Here is a 19,819-nt window from a genome sequence, read left to right as displayed (position 1 = left end):
ACTGCTTACTCGGAAGCGGCCTTCTCGGTCTTCCAGCCATCGACGAAGGCGTTCTTGACGCCGTCCCACTTGCTGTTATCGGCAGCGTAGGCAATCAGAGCCTGCTTGAGGTTCTTCTTCCACTCCTCGGAGGGAATGTAGACGAAGTCCCAAGCGACGGTCTTCTTGCCGTCCTTGGCCATGGCAACGGCCTGCTGCGAGAAGACGTTGGTGGTCTCCTTGGCGCTCTTGAACGGAGCGGTCAGGCCCATCTTGTCGGCGATGATGCTGGTCGGGGTGTCAGCGGTGACGCACCAATACATGAAGTCCTCGGTGGCCTTCTGGGCATCCTCGGAAGCCTGGGAACTGACGCACCAGTAGTTCTCGCCGCCGGAGCACAGGCCCTGGTTCTCCTCGCCGTCAACACCGATGTAGATCGGCATCATGCCAATCTGATCGTCGGTCATGCCGGCCTTGACGAGGTCAGAGTAGGCCCAAGAGCCGTTCTGGTAGAAGACGGCCTTGCCGGTTGCGAACTCGTTGGTGGCGTCGTCGCCGGTCTTGGAAGCAAGCTGCGAAGGATCGCAGGTGGAGTCGGTGATGTACAGGTCGAAGATCTGCTTGTAGTTGTCGAGGAACTCACCCTTGATCTCGTCGTCCTCCTGGTTGTGCTCCTTCTCAAACTCGTAGTAGAGCGGCATGTTGGCAAGGTGGGTGGTGTAGCGCCAGCTGGAGGAGTCGTCCATGCCGGCGGAAGTGAAGGCACCCTCGACACCAAGCTCGTCCTTGCGGGCCTGGATGTCGTCGGCACAAGCCTTCAGCTTGTCGAAGGAGTTGATGTCCTCGGCCTTGTAGCCAGCCTTCTCGAGCAGCTGCTTGTTGTAAATAATGCCGAAGCTCTCCTGAACCCAGTCGATGCACACATCCTTGCCGTCGGACTGCAGAGCCAGGGAGTCGTCAATGAGCTCACCGCGGAGCTTGGTATCGGACAGGTCGGCGCAGTAATCCTTCCAGTTCTTAAGACCGGTGGGGCCGTTGACCTGGAACAGGGTCGGAGCGGAGCTCTTGGACATCTCGGACTTGAGCTTCTCCTCGTAGGTGTTGGAGGCAGCGGTCACGATCTTGACCTCGACGCCCTTCTCCTTCTTATAAGCCTTGGCGATCTCCTTCCACTCCTTGTCGACCTCGGGCTTGAATTGGAGGAAGTAGACCTCGGCAGCGTCACCAGAAGCAGAGGAGCCGGAGCCGGCAGAACCACCGCAACCCACGAGGCCCAGACCAAGAACTGCAGCCGCGGAACCAGCAAAGCCCAGGAACTGCCTTCTGCTCATTTCGTTCTTCATTACAATCCACCCTTTCACACCGTGGCGGCACCCTTTGCCGCCGCCTTCGGAGATTGGCTCGGGGACTTTGCCCCTTTTGCTGATTTGAACGATACGCTATTTGGCTAGTTGTTTGAACAAGTATTACTAGAGCGGTAGAAAAACTTCGGTGAACGGTAATTTCAACTTGATGCTTGACAAGTTTTGTATAAACAATTATTTGTTATCTAATGCAGAGAAAACGCCCGGTCAAGCCGATGTACCGTCGGTTTGACCGGGCGTTTTCTCTTTGAGGCCATGAGTCTCGTCAGGCTGCGAGCTAGCCGGCTATCGCTTGGAATTGACGCGGTAATGGAAGATCTCGGGGTGTGTGCGAGTGTGCGTCACCTCAAACAAGATGCCATCCGAGGTGTACGACTGACTCTCCATGACGGCAACGCAGTTGTATTTGCCGAGGTCAAGATAGCTGCAGTCCTCATCGTTGGCGAGCTCGACACTCACCGTACGACGGCTCGCCATCACTTTGACACCGCGCTTGTGCTCCAGATAGCCGTAAATAGAATCTGCCGCGATCTCGGGAGTCAGGCCCTTGGCGATCGACGCCAAAAAATAGCCATGGTCCACTTGGCGCGCGTTGCCGTTGAGGCTTCGGACACGCACTACGCGAATCAACTCCTCGCCCACCTTAAAGCCCAGGTGACGAGAGAGTTGCTCGGTGCAAACCAGATGTTCGAAAGACTTAACGTCCGTCGATGCAACGGCATTGTTGCGCTTTGCAAACTCGCCAAACGACTCAACCTCTTCGAGTGCGCCCAACATGTCGGTTTCGCCCTTAAGCCAAATAACGCGCACGCCCTTGCCGTGTATGGGCTGCACAAACATCCCGTCGGCCAGCATGCTCAAAGCGCGGCGGACGGTATTGCGCGTGCAGCCAAATTCCGCGGTCAGCTCGGCTTCGGTTGGCAGCATCTCCTGAAACGCATAGGTCCCATTAATGATGCGCGAGCGTATTTCTCGGTAGATTCCTTCGTATATCGCTTTTGGCATTGTTTCACCTCTACATTATTCATTTCCGGCTAGGCACGATAGCATTTCTTAAAGTTGTTTAAACCGAATATCGGTGAAGCGACAGGATTTAGCCGTTGACGGTTTCTGTCATGCCCAAATCGGTTTCGCTCAAAACTGCCGGTACGACACTCGTCTGGTCCTCTACAATGAATCCATTGTTTAAACGTTTCCCCACGCGCAACGCGCCTCGATATTCGGAAGGCAGAACATGCTGCAAAAAATCCAACGCTTTGGCGGGGCAATGTTCGCGCCCGCCATGCTGTTTTCTATATCAGGCCTCATGGTCGGCGTCTCCGCTCTCGCAACGACTGCGGACATCGTCGGCGATCTCGCCGTATACGGAACCCCTTGGTACGCTTTTTGGACCATCATCCAGCGCGGCTCGTGGACGGTCTTTAAACGCCTCCCGCTCCTTTTTGCCGTAGCGCTGCCCATCGGTCTTGCCCAAAAACAACCGGCTCGTTGCTGCCTCGAGGCTCTCGTCGCCTATTTTGCCTACTGCTTCTTTTTGAGCGAGATCATTAAGCTGAGCGGAGACAATCTTGGACTTAAGTACCCGTCGTCTTTGACCTCCGCTAGCGGCATCACCATCATCGACGGCATCAAGACGCTCGACACCGGCATTATCGGCCCGCTGGCGGTATCGGCAACCGTCGTCGCCATCCATGACCGCTTCTACGATGCCAAGGTTCCCGATTGGCTCGGCACCTTCTCGGGCTCCTCGCTGGTCTACCTCATCAGCTTTTTTGCCGTGTTTGCCCTTGCCGCTATCTCGGCCGCCATCGTGCCCTCCGTATACGCAATGACCGAAACGCTGCGCCATGCACTTACGAGCGTCGGCCCCTTTGGCGTGGGCATCTTTGTGCTTTTGGAGCGAGCGCTCGAGCCCATGGGGCTGCACCACCTGCTCTACATGCCGATCTACTACGACAACCTGGTCATTAACGACGGCATCTACGCCACGTGGAGCAGCTTGCTCCCCATCCTCTCCCATAGCACGCGCCCCCTTAATGAACTTGCGCCGTGGGCCGGTTTTACCGCCACCGGCTGGGTCAAGCTCTTTGGCCTTCCCGCCATCGCAGCCGCGTTCTACTCCACCGCAAAACCAGAGCGCCGCGCCGGCCTTAAGGTCATCCTTTTGCCCGCCATCGTCGCCTCGGTGGTTTGCGGCGTTACCGAGCCACTCGAGTTTCTCTTTATGTTCACCCACCCCGGGCTCTTTTTGCTCTACGCCGTCTTATCGTCTTGCCTTGCCACAACCATGAATCTCTTTGGCATCGTCGGCATCTTCTCGGGCGGCCTCATGGAGATGGCAGCCTTCAACTTTATTCCGCTCATGCGCACGCATGCCGGTGCCTATCTTTTGGCGCTCGGTATCGGCCTTGCCTTTAGCCTCATCTTTTTTGTTAGTTTTCGAGCACTCATCTTGGTCTATGACCTTAAGACACCGGGCCGCGAGGATCATGTTGCCAATCGCGCGGCAATCGATTGTTTAACGGGAAGCGACTTTGCCAAAGAGCAATCCCCCAATGACGAGGTCGATAGTCGATCCGATCAAGATCACGTCCTCGCTGAGCGGGCAATTCAGCTTTTAGGTGGCGTTGGCAATATTGTGGGCGCAACCAACTGCGGCACGCGCCTGCGCGTCGAGGTCGCAGACCCTTCCATCGTTGCAGATAACGCGGCGTTTGTCGCGGCGGGCGCCAAGGGCCTCATCATTACGGGCAAGACCGCCCAGGTGATCATCGGCATCTCCGTTCCCCGCGTTAAAGAGCATTTTGACCAGATCATGGGCCTCGAGCCGGGATTTGTGCCCACCGCCTCGGCCTCCCCTGCCGCCAGCGCAGCCCATAAGCGCGGCGATATCTGCTTCTTCGATATCGACGGAACGCTCGCCTGGCAAAACCCCAGGCTCGCCCAAGACCTTCCCGAAGACGAGCGGGACCTCTCCCCCTATCCCAACGAGGCGGTTTCGCAGGCAATCCGCGAGTTTGTCGCCAACGGCAACATGGCCTTTATCTGCACGGGGCGCACCCTCAGCTGCATCCACCCCAAACTTCTTGAGCTGCCCTGGACCGGCATCGTCTGTCTTGCGGGCGGTTACGCCGAGATCAACGGACACGCAATTCGCGATCTGTCGATGACGCCCAGCATGCTGCAGCATCTTGCCCCCTATCTTGAGCAATCGGGCGAGGTCATCCGCTTTGAGGGCCTCAACGGCGTCGTGCGCATGAGTGCCGATGCCCCCGATGCCCCCGGATACGCGCGCACCCTGGGCGACGCAGTCACGCAGCTGCAACATTACAGTGTCTACAAGATCTTGATGTCTACATCGCTCGCCAACCACATCGCTCAAGATAAGGCACTTGAGCCGCTGCTGTGCTTTAACGAGCTCGAACTCGAGGTAACCGAAATCTCGCCCCGCGAATGCACGAAGCGCGGGGGCATCCAGTCTGTACTCGACGCCCTCGACCCCCACCACGGAACCGTATACGGCATTGGCGACGCCAGCAATGACGTCTCGCTGATGAACGCCGTCGATGTCGGTATCGCCATGGGCAATGCGCCGGACTATCTCAAGGATAAGGCCGATTACGTGACCGACACCGTCGATCACGACGGTGTCGTTGCGGCGCTCGAGCATTTTAGGCTGATTTAGGCACACTCCATCAAACGCACGCCTGTTGTCCTAAATCGCCAAAACTGCCGCGCCAAACGCCCTGATGTGGCAATATGTTGTCTGCATATTGCATCAATGCAACCTCAGAAAGAATGCGAGAACCCGTGTCCAGTCCGTTTACCAGCTTTTTAGCCCAGCACTTTGACCAGATTAACGACTATCTGGCCACGTTCTTTGACGGACAGGCGACCTCTGCCGATATCGAGCGCTACCTGTATGCGCCGCTCTCGGCTTTTACGGCCAACGCCGGCAAGCGCCACCGCCCGCTTATCTGCATGCTCGCCGCAACCGCAGTGGGCAGTAGCTTCGAGAGCGCCCGCAGCGCCGCGGCAGCCATCGAGCATTTCCAGTCGGGCGCGCTGATCCACGACGACATCGCCGACAACGGACAGCTTCGTCGAGGCAAGCCCTGCATGCACCTTACCGAGGGCACGGGCCTTGCCATCAATTGTGGCGACCTGGCGCTCACCATGGTCACCAAGACGGTTCTCGACGACCCTACGCTGGAGTCCGACGTGAAGCTGCGCGTGCTCCACGAGCTTACCGAGATGATCGTCCGCACCATCGAGGGTCAAGCGCTCGACCTGGGTTGGGTCCGTGACGGGCGCTTTGATATCTCGGTTGATGACTACCTGGACATGGCGACGCACAAGACCGCGTTTTACAGCGGAGCCACGCCGCTTGCCGCCGGAGCCATTATCGGCGGCGGCAGCGATGAGCAAATCGAAGCGCTGCGCGCCTTTGGCCTACACACAGGCCTCGCCTTTCAGATTCAGGACGACCTGCTCAACCTTGTCGGCACTAAGGAAGCCGCCAACAAGGACTTCCGCACCGACATCACCGAGGGCAAGCGCACGCTTGTCGCCGTACACGCCCTCTCTGATGAGCGCCACCACGACGAGGTCGAGGCGATTCTTTCCTCGGGCACCGATGATCCCGCGCAGCTCGCGCGCGCCGTGGAGATCTTCCAGGAGACCGACTCTATCGATTACGCCCACACTTACGCGCTCGACCTGACCGCTAAGGCCAAAGCGGCCATCGAGAACGTTGAGCTTGATCCGCACGCACGCGAGCTGTTCCTCTCCATGGCAGATTTCTTTGTGGAGCGCCTTAACTAACGGGTGTTATAAAACCTGTCAGCAGCGTATTTAGGCACAACTTGCTACACTGTTGAGTGCATGTTTATGCATCCCTTTGCGTTGTCTATCCGACAGACGCTCAAATAGTACGAATGGTACGCCGAAAGGGGTTCGTTCATGGAACCTATTACAACGGGCATGCAGGGAGCAGCCGTCGAGGACGTCCAGTCCCGCCTTCTGCAGCTCGGCTATACAATCGATGACGCCGAGGTCTCCGACAAGCGCTTTGGCACCACCACCGAGCAGGCTGTTGGCACCTTTAGGCTCGATAGCGGCCTTGCCGCTGGCTGTGCCGTCGATATCCCCTGTTGGAGCGCCCTTGTAGACGCTTCGTATAAGCTGGGCGACCGCACCCTCTATCTGCGCATGCCCAATTTCCATGGCGCCGATGTGCAGGCCCTGCAGCGCGCTCTCAACGTTTTGGGCTTTGCCTGTGGCGAAGACGACGGCTACTTTGGTCCGCATACCGAGGCCGCCCTGCAGCAGTTCCAGGAAAATGTCGGCCTGTTTGCCGACGGCATGGCCTTCCAGGACACCTACGCCTACATCAACCGCCTGCACCATGTGTGGGAGGGCAAGCCCTCGGTCACCGAAGCCGAGTCCCGCATCGGTTTTGCTCGCGCCGCCAACGTGCTCGAGCGCTTCCAGATTGCCGTTATCGGCGAGGACCCCATCGCGCGCAGTGTTGCGTCGCGCATGTGGAATATCGCCACGGCAACGACCGACAACAGCGGCATGATGCTCTGCGACTCCGAGGTCCCAACCGACGTTGACCTGGTGCTCGAAATCGCAAGCGACGAGCTGCCCGCCGACGCCGCACCGCGCGCCACGATTGCCCTCGCCGAGTGCCACAACCTGGCCCAGCGCATCCGCACTGCCAATGTCGCCGCGCAGCAGAAGCCGGCTCACATTCGCATTGAGCTCACGGGCATGACGCGCTACAACGGCACTTTCACGGCCAGCGACGCGCAGACACTCGCCGTACGCCTGCTCGATGGTGTTTGCGATGCCCTCGCAGATTAGGTAAACTAAACGAGTTGCTTTTGGGCAACACCACACATTGGGACGTAGTTCAACGGTAGAACTCCGGTTTTTGGTGCCGGCTGTTGGGGGTTCGAATCCCTCCGTCCCAGCCATTAAAATTGAGCGCCCTGAGCCCATAACGGCCCAGGGCGCTTTCTTGTGGGCAAGCGGAGGGATTCGAACCCGCAAGGGTGCGGAGCTGAGGAAACGCAAAGCGTTTTCCAGCGCAGCACGCAAGGAGCAAAGCGACGCAGCGGGGCGCGGCCGCCGAAAAGGCGGACGCGGAATCCCTCCGTCCCATATCAGCCGAGAGCGCCTTACATCTAGAATTATCAGCCCAGTTCCGAAAAGCGAGCCGTCATCTACAAAATGGCGCGTGGCCCCGGCGGGCCGGGCATTAAGTTTGTCGCGAGTTCCGCACACAAAGAAGGCCACTTAATGTGGCCTTCGTCTTGTGCAGGACTGTAGAGCAGCAAACTTAATGCCCGGCCCGCCGGGGCCACGCGTCCCTAATTGTTCAGCATGCGGTCGAAGCTTCCCGAGTCGCCATCCCGATAGTCTGCGGTCATCAGAATCTCCTGCGGAATGCGCCCGCCCTCGCGCAGCACGTTGCGGAACTGCACGCGCGTAACCATGGGCAGATCCTTGATCGTCGCCGCCAGGTTCTGCGGCACGCCCTGGTTGGCAGCCGCGGGCTCGCACTCGCCGCCGGCCTTCACGCGACGCTTATGCTCGGCGAGCATGGCGCGGTACATGCCGGCATGCAGGCGAATCTCAACCACATTGGCATTGCGAGTCTGCTCGACAATGCGCGCGCCCTCGCGATCGATATCGCCTACGTAGTAGACGTAGTTAAAGCGATAGCCAATCTCGGCCAGATAATCGTCCAGGGCATGCGAGACGCTCGCCTTGCATCCGCCGCCAAAAATCACGCCGCCCACCTTGATGCCAAAGAGCTTGGCGTGCTTGCGGCCACGCAGCAGCTTGACGATCTCGTCGTAGGTGTCCAGGTTCTCGACCATAATGAACGGCTTGTCGGCGCCCAGCGTAAAGAAGCCCGTAAAATGCACGGGGCGATTGGGGGCGACCTTGATCGCCTGCATGCTGATGCCCTTTTCGGTCATACGCCTGATCAGGCGCTCACCGTGCTTGCCGTCAAAAGCCTTCTCGTCGTTAAAGATCTGGTAGGCACGCTGACGGCGCGAGGCAACCGGCGTATCGGCACCTCGGTTCTGCTCGATCCAAGCCTGGATGATTGCGATTTCCTCGGCAATCTTGCGGTTGGACATCTCGTTGTGCTGAGTGCGCTGCGGAGCCTTTTTGCCGTCCTTGCCCTCGACCTTTACGATCTGTGTCTGCTGCTCCTTGATCTTAGAGAGCGCCGTAGGCGTAGGGACAACTTTGAGCAGCTGCCTGCCTAAAACGCGGGCAAGGGCAAACGCCGAGACCTCGCCGTGGACTGCCGACTTGGGCTGCTGGGCAGCAGTATCTGCTGCGGTAGACTCCGGCTTCTTCTGAGACTTGCGCTTAGAATCGCCTTGGGAATTGCGCTCGCGCTTCGGCATAGGCGCCTGCTTCTGCGGACAATCGGACTTGCTCTCCTTCGCCGGCTGGCGCTTAGGCTGCCCCGAAGAAACCTCGACCTTCGCATCCTCGTCCTGCGGCGTGGTCTTCTCGGCTGCAGTCTCGGCATGGGAACTGCGGCCCCCACGATGGCGACGGCGGCGAGACTTGCTCGACGCGCCCTGCTCCGCCTGCTCATCAGTAGGCTGCTGGCCCCTAGCCTCGGCATCAACCTCAAGCTGCGGCTCAGCAGGCTTCTGTTCGCGAGCCGCCGGCTCAACGACCTTCTCGTCCTGGGTGGTCGAAACCGACTCGCCCTTCCCCTGATGCTTTACGGGATACGCGCGTCCCGCAAAACCGCGGCCGGGACGACACGAACTCGGAGCCTTCTTGGCAGACTCCTCAACATCGTCTGCAACCTCAGAAGACTCTTCGACCTCACGCGCGGCATCCTGCTGTGCAGCCTTAAAGTGAGCACCGCGACGGCGCTTGGGCTCTTGGGCCTCCACGGGCTTTTGCTCCTTCGTGGGCTTCTGCGACTCGGCAGCAACCTCGGTCTCAACAGCCTCGGCATCCGTCTCACCCTTTTGAGCAACGGCGCGACGGAAGCGCTCCTGCTGGGCGCGGCGCTGTGCATCGCGCTTGCCGCCCCCGCCAAAACCGCCGCGTCCTGCCTTGGCCGTAAAGGCACGCACGACGTTCTCATCGAGCAACTCATCGGTATCGACATGCTCACACGGAGCAGCTTCTTCCACAGCAGGCACGTCGGCGGAATCCTCGACGACAAAATCTTCGACGGACTCGGCAGGCTGCTCCTGGACATCGCGGATCTCGGCATTGATGGTATAGAACGCCGGGCGCCCGTTAATGCCGCTACCCTCGATCTTGGTCACGATCTTTGCCGCGATAAGCTCATCGCGCATCGCCTTGGTGTCGCACTCCTTATCGACGGAGCGGAAAATCTGCGCCAGCGCACTCGACTTAATCTTGAGCGCCTTGCGGCAAAGCAGGTCGTAGGCAACCAGCTTGGCACGCTCAGCAGAAAGCGACGTCTGGCTGCTCAGGCGCTCAGCCAAAGCATCGACATTGTTTTGATTATCGGAATATACCGTCTTGGCCACGGGGCCCCTTTCATATGTACACATATACGTCTATATGGTACAACGCGCGCCCTTATCCACGCAAAACATCTGCGAGAACACTCGAGCGTCACCCGCTTTCGCATGAAAAAAAGACCGAGCCCGCGAAGTCGCGGACCCGATCTTTCCGAGTCATATGGATGGAACGGTTAGTCCATCAAGCTGACTAGGCCTTGGCGGCCTCAGCGTCGGCAGGAGCCTCGGCGGCAGCGGCGCGACCATACTCGGCCTTGCCCATCTCGGACCACTCGGGCTCCTCGTCGGGCATGGAGCCGGCCTCCTTGCCGAAGAACTCCTTGAGGCAGTTGACGGCAACGATGAGGCCCAGGACCATCAGCAGGACGGCGAAGACGAGCTGCAGGCCCTTGGTAGCGGCGACGGAGACGGCAGCCGTGGTAGCGGTGGCCGGGATGGTACCGAAGAAGCCGTAGGCCTGGACGGCGGTCATGCAGCCCATGGCGCTCTGGACCAGCGAGGTGAAGGTGCAGCAGAGCAGGAAGACGACGGGCACGTAGAGCATCCAACCCTTGCGGCCGGTGCACTTGCAGAACACGGCGAGGGTGATCATGGTCATACCGCCGAGCAGCTGGTTGGAAGCACCAAAGAGCGGCCAGATGTTGGCATAGCCGCCAAAGGCGAGGGCGAGACCAGGAAGCAGGGTGACAACCGTGGCGAACCAGGGGTTGCCGAGGACCTTCATGTAGCCGGCCTTGGACTCGACGGCCAGGGCGTCGTTGGTCTGGGCAAAGAACTCGGAGAACGAGGTGCGGGCGATGCGGGCGACGGCGTCGAGCGAGGTCAGGGCCAGAGCGGAGACGTTCATGGTCATGAAGACGGTTGCGAGCGTGCCGTCAACACCGAAGGCCTGCATACCGCGGGAGATGCCAGCGGCAAAGATCTGGAACGGGGTGGAAGCGACGCCGGCGTTAAGGGCGCCGGTACCGGCGGTGTTCATGTCGGAGAACATGATGCCAGCAACGATGATGGCAAGGATGCCGACGAAGGACTCGACGATCATGGCGCCATAACCGACCTTGACGGCGTCCTGCTCCTTCTCGACCTGCTTAGAGGAAGTACCGGAAGAAACGAGGCTATGGAAACCGGAGAGAGCACCGCAAGCGACGGAGACGAACAGGACCGGGAACATCATGCCGGAGGCACTGGAGAAGCCGGTGAAGACCGGAGCGGTCATCGTAGCCTGGCCGTTAACACCCAGGACAACGATGCCGAGGACAGCGCAGACGATCATGACGATCATCATGATGGAAGTGAGGTAGTCACGCGGAGTCTTGAGCATCTGGATGGGCATAGCGCCAGCGAAGACCAGGTAGACCATGACGACGGCGAACCACTGGAACTTATCCAGGTAGACCGGGAACTGCATACCGACGGCGAACATGAGAACCATGAGGACCACGCCGGTGACGAACTCGGCAGCGCCGGTGAGGTTGAACTTCTTCTGGGCCCAACCAAAGGCGATGGCGACGAAGGTGAACAGGATGGAGATGGTACCAGCGCAGCCGGCGGCATAGGACTTGGTGAAGTCGACGGCACCGGTAGCAGCACCAGAAGCGTCAACGGCCGGGGTGAACATGAACGTCTTGCAGACCATGTCGGTGAAGGCGGCGATGACGATGATGCAGAACAGCCAGCAGAACAGCAGGAACAGGCGACGGCCGGTCTTGCCGATGTACTTCTCGATGAGCTGAGCCAGGGACTTGCCGTTGTTCTTCATCGAGGCGTACAGGGCGCCAAAGTCGTGGACGGCGCCAAAGAAGATGCCGCCGACGAGGACCCAGAGCACGACGGGCAGCCAGCCAAAGGCCATGGCGACGATCGTACCCGTAACAGGGCCAGCACCGCAGATCGAGCTGAACTGGTGCGAGAACGCGGTGAAGGCGGAGACGGGCGAGAAGCTGTTGCCGTCCTTCATGCGCTTGGCCGGCGTGAGGGCCTCTTTGTCAACGCCCCACTTGTTGGCCAGCCATCGGCCATAGCCCAGATAGCCGCAGGCGAGCACCGCCGCGGCCACAACCATGAGCAAAACTCCGTTCATTACATTTCCTCCTCTAAAAAGAACTTCCCAGACATAAAAAATGAGGGTCGTCGGTTGCGCTCGACGGCCCTCATCTTCATCAGCCGCCCGTTATCGTACGGGCTAGCTGTATGTGCTAACCCGCATCAGATAATTACTACGCTGATAATGTTTAGCTGATGCGTGAACATGTCTGAGAAATCCTCTTCAATCATGATGTGAACGATCCGTGCGTGTTCACATCCCCCAGTGGATGAAAAGGAGTATGAAACTTTAGTTGCCTAAAGTCAACGCAAATATGTAATGAATTTTCAGCTTTTTTTGAATTTCTTGGTATAAAACGCCACTGACCTCGGACTTTACCCGACAAAAGTTTTTGCATGAGAGTTGCCCCTCGGGAGCGGGCGGGCGTATACAAGGTTTCCTGCTCTACAGTCCTGCTCGCACGGAGAGCACATTAAGTGCTCTCCGGCTCGTGCGGAACTCGCGATAAACCTTGTATACGCCCGCCCGCTCCCGAGGGGCTCCCATCCCAAATGCGGAGCAAAGCTCCGCACGCTAACTTTTCTTTCAGCTAAAGCATGCCGGAAATTCGACGCAGCTGGCTAACCTTGTCGAACGTTGTCGACGCCGATCCGGCTCAGAAGCCGCATCGATACAGAAAGGTCCCCGACCGGAGGGGCCGGATATAAGGTTTATCGCGAGTTCCGCACGCAAAGAAGGCCACTTAATGTGGCCTTCGTCTTGCGCAGAACTGTAGAGCAGGAAACCTTATATCCGGCCCCTCCGTCCGGGGACCGCGCCGTACCAGCTACAGCGTCATGTTCGGATCGGCGTCGACGTCGAACGGCGAGATTTCACCTCGGTCGAATTTACGGCGGGCGACCTCCGCGATCATGGCTGCGTTATCGGTACAGGCAGACAAGGGCGGCACCGTTACGCGAATCCCCTGACGTCCAAGCTTCTTGATCATCATCTCGCGCAGATGCGGGTTGGCCGAGACGCCGCCGCCGATGCAGTATTCCTTACATCCGGTAGCGTGCAATGCGTTTTTGGCCTTCTTGTACTGCACGTCAAAGACAGCCGCCTCAAACGAAGCCGCCAGATCGGGCAGGTGAATCGTGCGCCCGGCTTTGGTCTCTTGCTCGATGTAGAGCGTCACCGCCGTCTTGAGGCCCGAAAGCGAGAAACGATAGTCTCCCCTGCTGTTAAGCGCGCGGGGGAAATCGATCGCGCGGGGATTGCCCGTCTCGGCCAGCTTGGAGATGATGGGGCCACCGGGATAGCCCAGACCCAACGCCTTGGCTACCTTGTCGAAGGCCTCGCCCACAGCATCATCGAGTGTCTCACCAAGTACCTCGTAGTCGCCCCATGCCTTCACGTGCACGAGCATGGTGTGCCCGCCCGAGACAAGCGTGAAGATGAACGGCGGCTTGAGGTCGGGCTGCGCTAGCAAGTTGGCAAACAGGTGCCCCTCCAGATGGTTGACGCACACGAGCGGCTTGCCGGCAGCGTAGGCAAAGCCTTTGGCGAAGGCGACGCCAACCACGAGCGCGCCCACCAGGCCCGGACCCTGTGTCACGCCCACGGCGGCAAGCTCGCTGGGGGCAATGGCTCCACCCTCAAGACCAAGCGATGCTGCGGCATCCTCGAGCGCCGCATCCACGACACTCACAATCACCTCAACGTGTTTGCGCGAGGCGATCTCGGGCACCACGCCGCCAAAACGGGCATGGAAATCAATCTGCGTCGACACCTGGTTGGCCAGCATATTGCCATCCGCATCGATAATCGCCACGGCCGTCTCGTCGCAGGAACTCTCGATAGCGAGCACTAGGCGGCGGCGTTCAATTTCGGCACGCTCCCCCTCGGAGCGCCCGGGCGCAGGCAGCGGCCATACGCGCTGCTCTGCCGCCGTCGGCTCGGGCGAAGCATTGTCGACCGGAAGCACGAGGGGCAGCGGAGCCGTCATGACGATGGCATCCTTGCCGGCACCATAGTAGCCGCGGCGACGGCCAGCCTCGGTAAAGCCCAGAGCGTTATAAAGCGCGATCGCTCCCTCGTTGCCGTCCTCGACCTCGAGCGAAGCCGTGGTGCAGCCGAGCATCTGGGCATCATAGCTCACATGCGACAGCAGCTTGCGGGCAATGCCCTCACGGCGATGTGCCGGGTCGACGGCGACATCCAGAATCTGCACATCACCGTCCACGACCATACCGCCGGCAAGGCCCAGCAGCTTGCCGTCGTCGTGTGCCACCCACCAACTACGCGGCGCAGCGACGTCCTCGCCCAGTTCGGACAGGAACATGCCCGGCGTCCACGCCTTGTGTCCGGCACCTTCAAAGCAGGCAGCCTCTAACGCGCTCGCGCCCTCGGCATCCGCCGCGCCCATGGGACGGAACTGCAGATGACGACCGGCGAGCTCATCGGCAACGCCCGTAATTTCGCTCTGCGCACTCTCGGCAAGACCAAGACGCTTGCGCTCGTTTTCCTCGGCATCCGAAAGGCGCGTGTAAATCGGCAGGACGCGAGCCGGATCGCCGTCACCCGCAGCGTGCGCGAGCAGCAAGCCCTCGCCCGAAGGCCACCACAGGTCGCGCTCCACGCAGCGGGCGATCTCGTCCTCACCCAGCAGCTTGCCATAGCGCACGAGACCGTCGCCGGTCAGCTGAACCTGGTCCCAGTCCGCTGCTTGGCGCCACTCATCGAGCGCCACGGCGGCCTTGACCACGTGTTCGCGCTCAAATTGACGCTCGGGACCCTCATCGACCAGCATATACAGCGCCGGATATACCTCACCGCGCATAGCATCGGCCAAGATACCAAGCTTGCCGCGCACGCCAGCCTTCCACGCCGTCCAAGCGCAGGCGTCGAGCGTCGACACGCCCAGCAGCGGAACATTGGCACCACGCGCGAGGCCCTTGGCAGTGGAGATGCCGATGCGCACACCCGTAAAGGACCCCGGGCCGCGGCCGACCACATAGCAACCAACATCGCTGCGATCCAGACCGGCTTGAGCCAGCACGCCATCAACGGTATTCACGAGCTCAACGTTGGCGTGACGGCGACACATGTGGTCGCCACTCACGAGCTTCGTCTCGCCCGTCTGCCCATCAATCCAGCTTGCCGCGCAGGCAAGCATGTCGGTCGAGGTATCGAGCGCCACCACCAGCGCGTTGTCGTTATGCAAGCTCATCTTGTACAGCCCTATCAATCAAATGGGAAAGCTCCATTGCGCGGTCACCGTGCGCCTCAAGCGTTATCGTTCGCACATCGCTGTCGCCCTCATCACGCTTGAGCGTCACCGAAAGATACTCATCCGTCAGCTCGTCCTGGAATTGTTCGCCCCATTCCAGCAGGCAAGCACCCTCATAGCCCAGCACATCGAAAATGCCCGTATCCTCGAGCTCGTAGGCATGCTCCAGGCGGTATAGATCAAAGTGAAACAGCGGAATACGGCCTTGATCGTGAACGGCCATGAGCGCAAACGTAGGGCTCGTAACCATATGCCCATCGCCCAGCCCGCGCGAGACGCCCTTGGTAAAGTGAGTTTTGCCCACTCCCAGGCCACCGGTCAGGATGAGCACATCGCCGTCCTCAAGGCACGGTGCAATTAGCTCGCCAAAGTACTCCGTATCGGCAGCGCAAGTCGTTTTGTAAGTACCTACCCCCAGGCGCTCCAGGGACATATATGCTCCTTATTATTCCGAGGCGTCCTCTGGTGCGGGATGTCGCTCCAGATAATCGCCCAGCATCTTAAAGTCTTCCTCCAGCAGCTCCTGCCACGCCGGATTGCGCAGCGCTGCTGCCGGATGGAACGTGGGCATTACTACAAAATGCCCCATCTGGTGGAACCTGCCGCGCAGCTTAGTAATGCCAATCTCGGTCTTAAGCACAAAGTGCGTCGCGGGGTTGCCGAGCGTCACGATAATATCGGGCCAGATGCTTCGAATCTGCTCACGCAAAAACGGCGAGCAAGCCAGCACTTCCTCGGGACGTGGATTGCGGTTTCCCGGCGGGCGACACTTAAGCACGTTGGCAATGTAGACGTCTTCGCGTTTGAGCCCCGCCAGCGACAAAATGCCGTTGAGGTCCTCGCCTGCCGCCCCCACAAAGGGCTCGCCCTGCAAATCCTCATTGCGGCCCGGCGCCTCACCAATAAACATCACGCGAGCGCGGGGGTTTCCCACGCCAAACACGATATTGTGACGCGACTGGTAGAGCTGGCAGAGGTGACAATCGCCCAGAACGGCCTCAATTTCCTCGAGTGCGACCTCACGTGGTGCCTGATGGGTATGGCCGGGGATGTGCATGACGCCCATAGCGGCTCCTACACGTAGACCTTGTCGAGACGCATGCCAAAGCCGCAGGCGACCTCGTAGTTAATCGTTCCGCGCAGTCGGGCCATCTCGTCCATAGTGATCTCGGCATCGCCATCGCGGCCGACAATGATCATCTCGTCACCATACTCGGCCTCGGGAATCTCGTGTGCCGGGTTGGACTGAATGGCGACCATAAACTGGTCCATGCAGATATTGCCAACCTGATGCACACGCTCGCCGCGATACAGCACATCCATACGATTGGAAAGCGTACGCGATAGGCCATCGGCATAACCGATCGGCAGCGTGCAGATCTGAACGCGCGTACGCGGTACGCGGTAGGTAAAACCGTAGCCCACGCCCTCACCCATCGCAGGGTGTGCCACGCGCGTCACGCGCGCATGGACGCTCATAACGGGGTCAAGCTGCATCACGCGGCCACTCAGCTCGCACGGCTGCATGCCATACAAGCCAACGCCGGCGCGAATCATATCAAAATGCATCGAGGGGTCGAGCATCGAGGACGGCGTGTTGGCGCAGTGCACGATACCGCACTCAAAACCCGCATCTTTAATGGCCTGAACGGCCTCGGTAAAGCGCTGACACTGCAGCTTGTAGTCCCAGCCCGAAGGTTCATCGGCCGTGGCGAAGTGCGTAAATACGCCGTCGCACTGAATACCGCGATGGAAATTTATACCGCGGACAAAGTCGAGCACCTGCGTGTAGTGAACGCCGATACGATTCATGCCCGTCTCGATGGCGAGATGATACTTGCCCACTTTGCCCGCCGCGACGGCACATTCGCCATACGCAAGAGCAAAATCAGACGTATAGACCGAAGGCATGATATCAAACTCGAGCAACGTCGGAATGGCCTCGATAGGCGGCTCGCTTAGGATGAGGATGGGTTTCGTAATCCCGCCCTGTCGGAGCTCAACGCCCTCGTTAACCGTCGCCACGGCAAACATGTCGGCACCGGCCGAATACATGATCTTGGCGCACTCAACAGCTCCATGACCATAAGCATCGGCCTTGACCACGCAGCACAGGCGCTGACGTGGATTCAGCAAGTTCTTATAGGCCCTCGTGTTGCGACGGAGCGCCCCGCGGTCGATCTCGACCCAGGACCAGCGCGTCAAATCGGCTTTATTCATGATTAGTCATCCGACCCTTCGTCCATGATTCCCAGATCTTCGAGCGCATCCTTTGCCGCCAGTTCCATGGCCGGACCGATCAAGTCGATAAGATCGGTCGCGATGACGCTCTTCTCACCATACTCCGTCGCCGCGGCAAAACCGGCGTAGCTGTGAAGTGCGACGGCGTACGAATACAGCAACTCCCAACGATCCATCTCGTCGCGCATGGTGGCAAGCGTGCCGGCCAAAATACCCGCGAGAACATCACCCGAACCGGCAGTTGCCAGAGAAGCCGGACCCGAGAGCGGCAGCAGCACACGCTCAACGCCACAGATAGCCGTCGTCGGCCCCTTGGCAATGACAACCAGGTTGTCGGAGCCTGCAGCCCAGACAACCTTCTGCGCGGCTGCAATCGCAGTACCAAGGTCGTTCACCTCGTCACCGGCAACCAGACGCGAAAGTTCACGATAGTGCGGCGTCATAACCAACGGCTGCTCGCGACGATACATCTCGGGATTACTATCAATACCGTCAATGGCAATCTTAGCAAGGCAGTTGAGTGCATCGGCGTCCAAGATAAGCGGCACATCAAGCTCGAGCAAGCCCGAAACCACCTGCATAGCGCCGGCAGATGTCGTCATACCGGGACCGCACAGTACACAGCTGTACTTCTTTGCAATCTCGCACACCGTCATGCGCGCAGCGGCGCCAAAGGAGCCGCGGGAATCAGACGGAATAGCAAAGACGGGAATCGAAGGAAGTGCCATGCGAATAAGATTGGCGCAGGCGTCAGGAGCCGCGACTGCCACGTAACCAGCACCCGCGCGAGCTGCAGACTTGGCCGCCATAATGGCAGCACCAGGATATTGCGCAGATCCGGCGACAATAAGCACAGAGCCACGGGAATACTTATCGATATTCGTAGGTAGTGGGGCAAAGTAATCAACTAAGTCACCGGGCTCGACAATCTCGGCGGCGTGGTCGACATCATCGATGACCTCGTCAAGACGGTCGTAAAGATTGCCGCAGATCAAATCGCCAGCATACTCAGGACCATCAGCGCTATACAGACCAATCTTGGGCGCAATCATCGTCACCGTATGCTCGGCACGAATGCAGTCGTCATCAACAACGCCCGTCTCGGCATTCAGGCCCGAGGGAACATCAATGGATACGACACAATCGGCGCATTCATTGACCGTAGGAATCCAGATGGAGAACGGCGCACGCAGATTTCCGTGGAAACCGGTACCAAAAATGGCATCGACAACAACATCGGCCTTATCGATCAAAACCTCGAGTTCGTCACGCGAGGGGCCGACGCAAACGTGCACATCGCGGCCGGCAGTACGACGAGCAACATGACGTGCCAGAGCAGCAGGAATCTCATCCGGCTCAACCGGAGAAACGATATCCACGTCCACACCCTTATGGCTCAGGATATCGGCGGCAACCCAACCGTCGCCGCCATTATTACCAAAACCGACCAGAACGAGAACCCGATCGGGATTGAGCTTCAAGACCTCGTTGGCGGCAAACTCACCCGCTAGCTCCATAAGCTCGGCCTTCGAAGTCCCTTCGCGTTCGATGATATCCTCGAGACGAACGACTTCTTCGGTACTCAAAACCGGTTTCATCTATGCTCCTAGCGTATCTAGCGAAGCATCGCCCAGGTGCTCCGTCAATGCTGAATTCTGCAGCTGCTCAAGCTCATCTAAAACAGAGCGAGCCTCTTTAAATGTCTGCGCTACGCGTTCCTTGGTGCTCACCTTTTCTTCCTTAGGCTTAGGTCGAGCATCTTCGGTAATCGCGATGGCATTCGCAACGGCTAGGTCTCCTGTAAGCGTAATGGAAAGAGCGACCTCAACAACACCCAGCTCTTGAGCGATCTCGAGTGCACGGCCCGAAAGCAGCGCCTTCGGTTTGCCGAGTTTATCACGCGTTACCGAAACATCCTTGCGACCCACGCCTTGACTAAAACCCGTGCCAAGAGCTTTAAGCACCGCCTCGCGCGAAGCAAAGCGGCTGGCATAGTGAGCAGCGGGACGCGATGATGCATCGCAATAAGCACGCTCTTCTTCGGTAAACACACGCCGAGCAAACGACGGCGTCTTTTCAAGAATTGATTTCATGCGGGAAATCTCGACGATATCAACGCCGATACCAGCTTCAGCCATGTTCATTCACCTCCATATCGCACAGACTAAGTTATTGTAGCCCGTTCGCAGAAGATGCGACAAACGAGGGTTATAAAACACAGCTACTATGTGAGACAAAAGCCCGTAAACGCAAAAAAGGGGGAGGCCGCGAGGCCTCCCCCTTCTCAGTTCAAGCGCACGGCTCGGTGCCGTCCACCGGTCAGCGGCGCCCTGGCCTCCCACGGGCTGACCCCGCAGTACTCTCGGCGCGATGG

General features: G+C 59.0%; 13 protein-coding genes and 1 tRNA gene. 4 read left to right on the top strand and 10 right to left on the bottom strand.

What is annotated here, in order from left to right:
* Positions 1-5 precede the first annotated feature (5 nt).
* Positions 6-1,322, bottom strand: coding sequence for an ABC transporter substrate-binding protein (locus tag I1969_RS02845; protein WP_006235863.1), 1,317 nt, complete (start codon positions 1,320-1,322; stop codon positions 6-8).
* A gap of 306 nt (positions 1,323-1,628) precedes the next feature.
* Positions 1,629-2,348 carry a GntR family transcriptional regulator gene (locus tag I1969_RS02840; RefSeq protein WP_055285612.1) on the bottom strand — a complete coding sequence of 240 codons (720 nt, stop codon included), beginning with the start codon at positions 2,346-2,348 and terminating at the stop codon, positions 1,629-1,631.
* 229 nt (positions 2,349-2,577) lie between these two features.
* Here I1969_RS02840 and I1969_RS02835 point away from each other — a divergent pair, with 229 nt between their 5' ends.
* The 4 genes from I1969_RS02835 (at position 2,578) to I1969_RS02820 (ending at position 7,324) form a co-directional block, all read left to right on the top strand.
* On the top strand, positions 2,578-5,028 hold the full coding sequence (locus I1969_RS02835; RefSeq protein WP_195232677.1) for a PTS transporter subunit EIIC: 2,451 nt from the start codon (positions 2,578-2,580) through the stop codon (positions 5,026-5,028).
* Between the two features lie 125 nt (positions 5,029-5,153).
* Positions 5,154-6,167 carry a polyprenyl synthetase family protein gene (locus tag I1969_RS02830; protein ID WP_271747976.1) on the top strand — a complete coding sequence of 338 codons (1,014 nt, stop codon included), beginning with the start codon at positions 5,154-5,156 and terminating at the stop codon, positions 6,165-6,167.
* A gap of 138 nt (positions 6,168-6,305) precedes the next feature.
* A complete protein-coding gene (locus I1969_RS02825; RefSeq protein ID WP_195232673.1) occupies positions 6,306-7,211 on the top strand; it encodes a peptidoglycan-binding domain-containing protein in 906 nt (301 codons plus the stop codon).
* Between the two features lie 38 nt (positions 7,212-7,249).
* Positions 7,250-7,324, top strand: a tRNA-Gln gene (locus I1969_RS02820).
* Between the two features lie 396 nt (positions 7,325-7,720).
* Here I1969_RS02820 and I1969_RS02815 read toward each other — a convergent pair.
* The 8 genes from I1969_RS02815 to acpS form a co-directional block, all read right to left on the bottom strand.
* Entirely contained in the window at positions 7,721-9,895 is a 2,175-nt protein-coding gene (locus tag I1969_RS02815) for a hypothetical protein (RefSeq protein ID WP_195232671.1), read from the bottom strand.
* A 184-nt stretch (positions 9,896-10,079) separates the two neighbouring features.
* Complete coding sequence (locus tag I1969_RS02810; RefSeq protein WP_195232669.1) at positions 10,080-11,969, bottom strand: carbon starvation CstA family protein; 1,890 nt, start codon at positions 11,967-11,969, stop codon at positions 10,080-10,082.
* A 790-nt stretch (positions 11,970-12,759) separates the two neighbouring features.
* Positions 12,760-15,144 (bottom strand): tRNA (adenosine(37)-N6)-threonylcarbamoyltransferase complex transferase subunit TsaD, encoded by a 2,385-nt coding sequence (tsaD, locus tag I1969_RS02805; protein WP_195232667.1) that lies wholly within the window; start codon positions 15,142-15,144, stop codon positions 12,760-12,762.
* The gene (tsaE, locus tag I1969_RS02800; RefSeq protein ID WP_138113463.1) at positions 15,131-15,637 is read right to left on the bottom strand and encodes a tRNA (adenosine(37)-N6)-threonylcarbamoyltransferase complex ATPase subunit type 1 TsaE; all 507 of its coding nucleotides are present in this window, start codon (positions 15,635-15,637) and stop codon (positions 15,131-15,133) included. The genes tsaD and tsaE overlap by 14 nt, the downstream gene beginning before the upstream one ends.
* 12 nt (positions 15,638-15,649) lie before the next feature.
* On the bottom strand, positions 15,650-16,270 hold the full coding sequence (locus I1969_RS02795; RefSeq protein WP_006235848.1) for a uracil-DNA glycosylase: 621 nt from the start codon (positions 16,268-16,270) through the stop codon (positions 15,650-15,652).
* An 8-nt stretch (positions 16,271-16,278) separates the two neighbouring features.
* On the bottom strand, positions 16,279-17,424 hold the full coding sequence (gene alr / locus I1969_RS02790) for an alanine racemase (protein WP_035137770.1): 1,146 nt from the start codon (positions 17,422-17,424) through the stop codon (positions 16,279-16,281).
* A 2-nt stretch (positions 17,425-17,426) separates the two neighbouring features.
* A complete protein-coding gene (locus I1969_RS02785) occupies positions 17,427-19,043 on the bottom strand; it encodes an NAD(P)H-hydrate dehydratase (protein ID WP_082222952.1) in 1,617 nt (538 codons plus the stop codon).
* A complete protein-coding gene (gene acpS / locus I1969_RS02780; RefSeq protein ID WP_195232659.1) occupies positions 19,044-19,583 on the bottom strand; it encodes a holo-ACP synthase in 540 nt (179 codons plus the stop codon). It abuts the gene before it with no gap.
* Positions 19,584-19,819: the final 236 nt, after the last annotated feature.

Source organism: Collinsella aerofaciens, assembly GCF_015548375.1.
GTDB lineage: Bacteria > Actinomycetota > Coriobacteriia > Coriobacteriales > Coriobacteriaceae > Collinsella > Collinsella aerofaciens_AB.
This window is presented reverse-complemented; position numbering and strand designations above follow the sequence as displayed.

Bases quoted from the DNA above. Each gene is read 5' to 3' on its own strand.
- I1969_RS02785 (WP_082222952.1), bottom strand. From the start codon at position 19,043: ATGAAACCGGTTTTGAGTACCGAAGAAGTCGTTCGTCTCGAGGATATC.
- tsaD (WP_195232667.1), bottom strand. From the start codon at position 15,144: ATGAGCTTGCATAACGACAACGCGCTGGTGGTGGCGCTCGATACCTCG.
- acpS (WP_195232659.1), bottom strand. From the start codon at position 19,583: ATGGCTGAAGCTGGTATCGGCGTTGATATCGTCGAGATTTCCCGCATG.
- I1969_RS02825 (WP_195232673.1), top strand. From the start codon at position 6,306: ATGGAACCTATTACAACGGGCATGCAGGGAGCAGCCGTCGAGGACGTC.
- I1969_RS02835 (WP_195232677.1), top strand. From the start codon at position 2,578: ATGCTGCAAAAAATCCAACGCTTTGGCGGGGCAATGTTCGCGCCCGCC.
- I1969_RS02840 (WP_055285612.1), bottom strand. From the start codon at position 2,348: ATGCCAAAAGCGATATACGAAGGAATCTACCGAGAAATACGCTCGCGC.
- I1969_RS02810 (WP_195232669.1), bottom strand. From the start codon at position 11,969: ATGAACGGAGTTTTGCTCATGGTTGTGGCCGCGGCGGTGCTCGCCTGC.
- I1969_RS02795 (WP_006235848.1), bottom strand. From the start codon at position 16,270: ATGGGCGTCATGCACATCCCCGGCCATACCCATCAGGCACCACGTGAG.
- I1969_RS02845 (WP_006235863.1), bottom strand. From the start codon at position 1,322: ATGAAGAACGAAATGAGCAGAAGGCAGTTCCTGGGCTTTGCTGGTTCC.
- tsaE (WP_138113463.1), bottom strand. From the start codon at position 15,637: ATGTCCCTGGAGCGCCTGGGGGTAGGTACTTACAAAACGACTTGCGCT.
- alr (WP_035137770.1), bottom strand. From the start codon at position 17,424: ATGAATAAAGCCGATTTGACGCGCTGGTCCTGGGTCGAGATCGACCGC.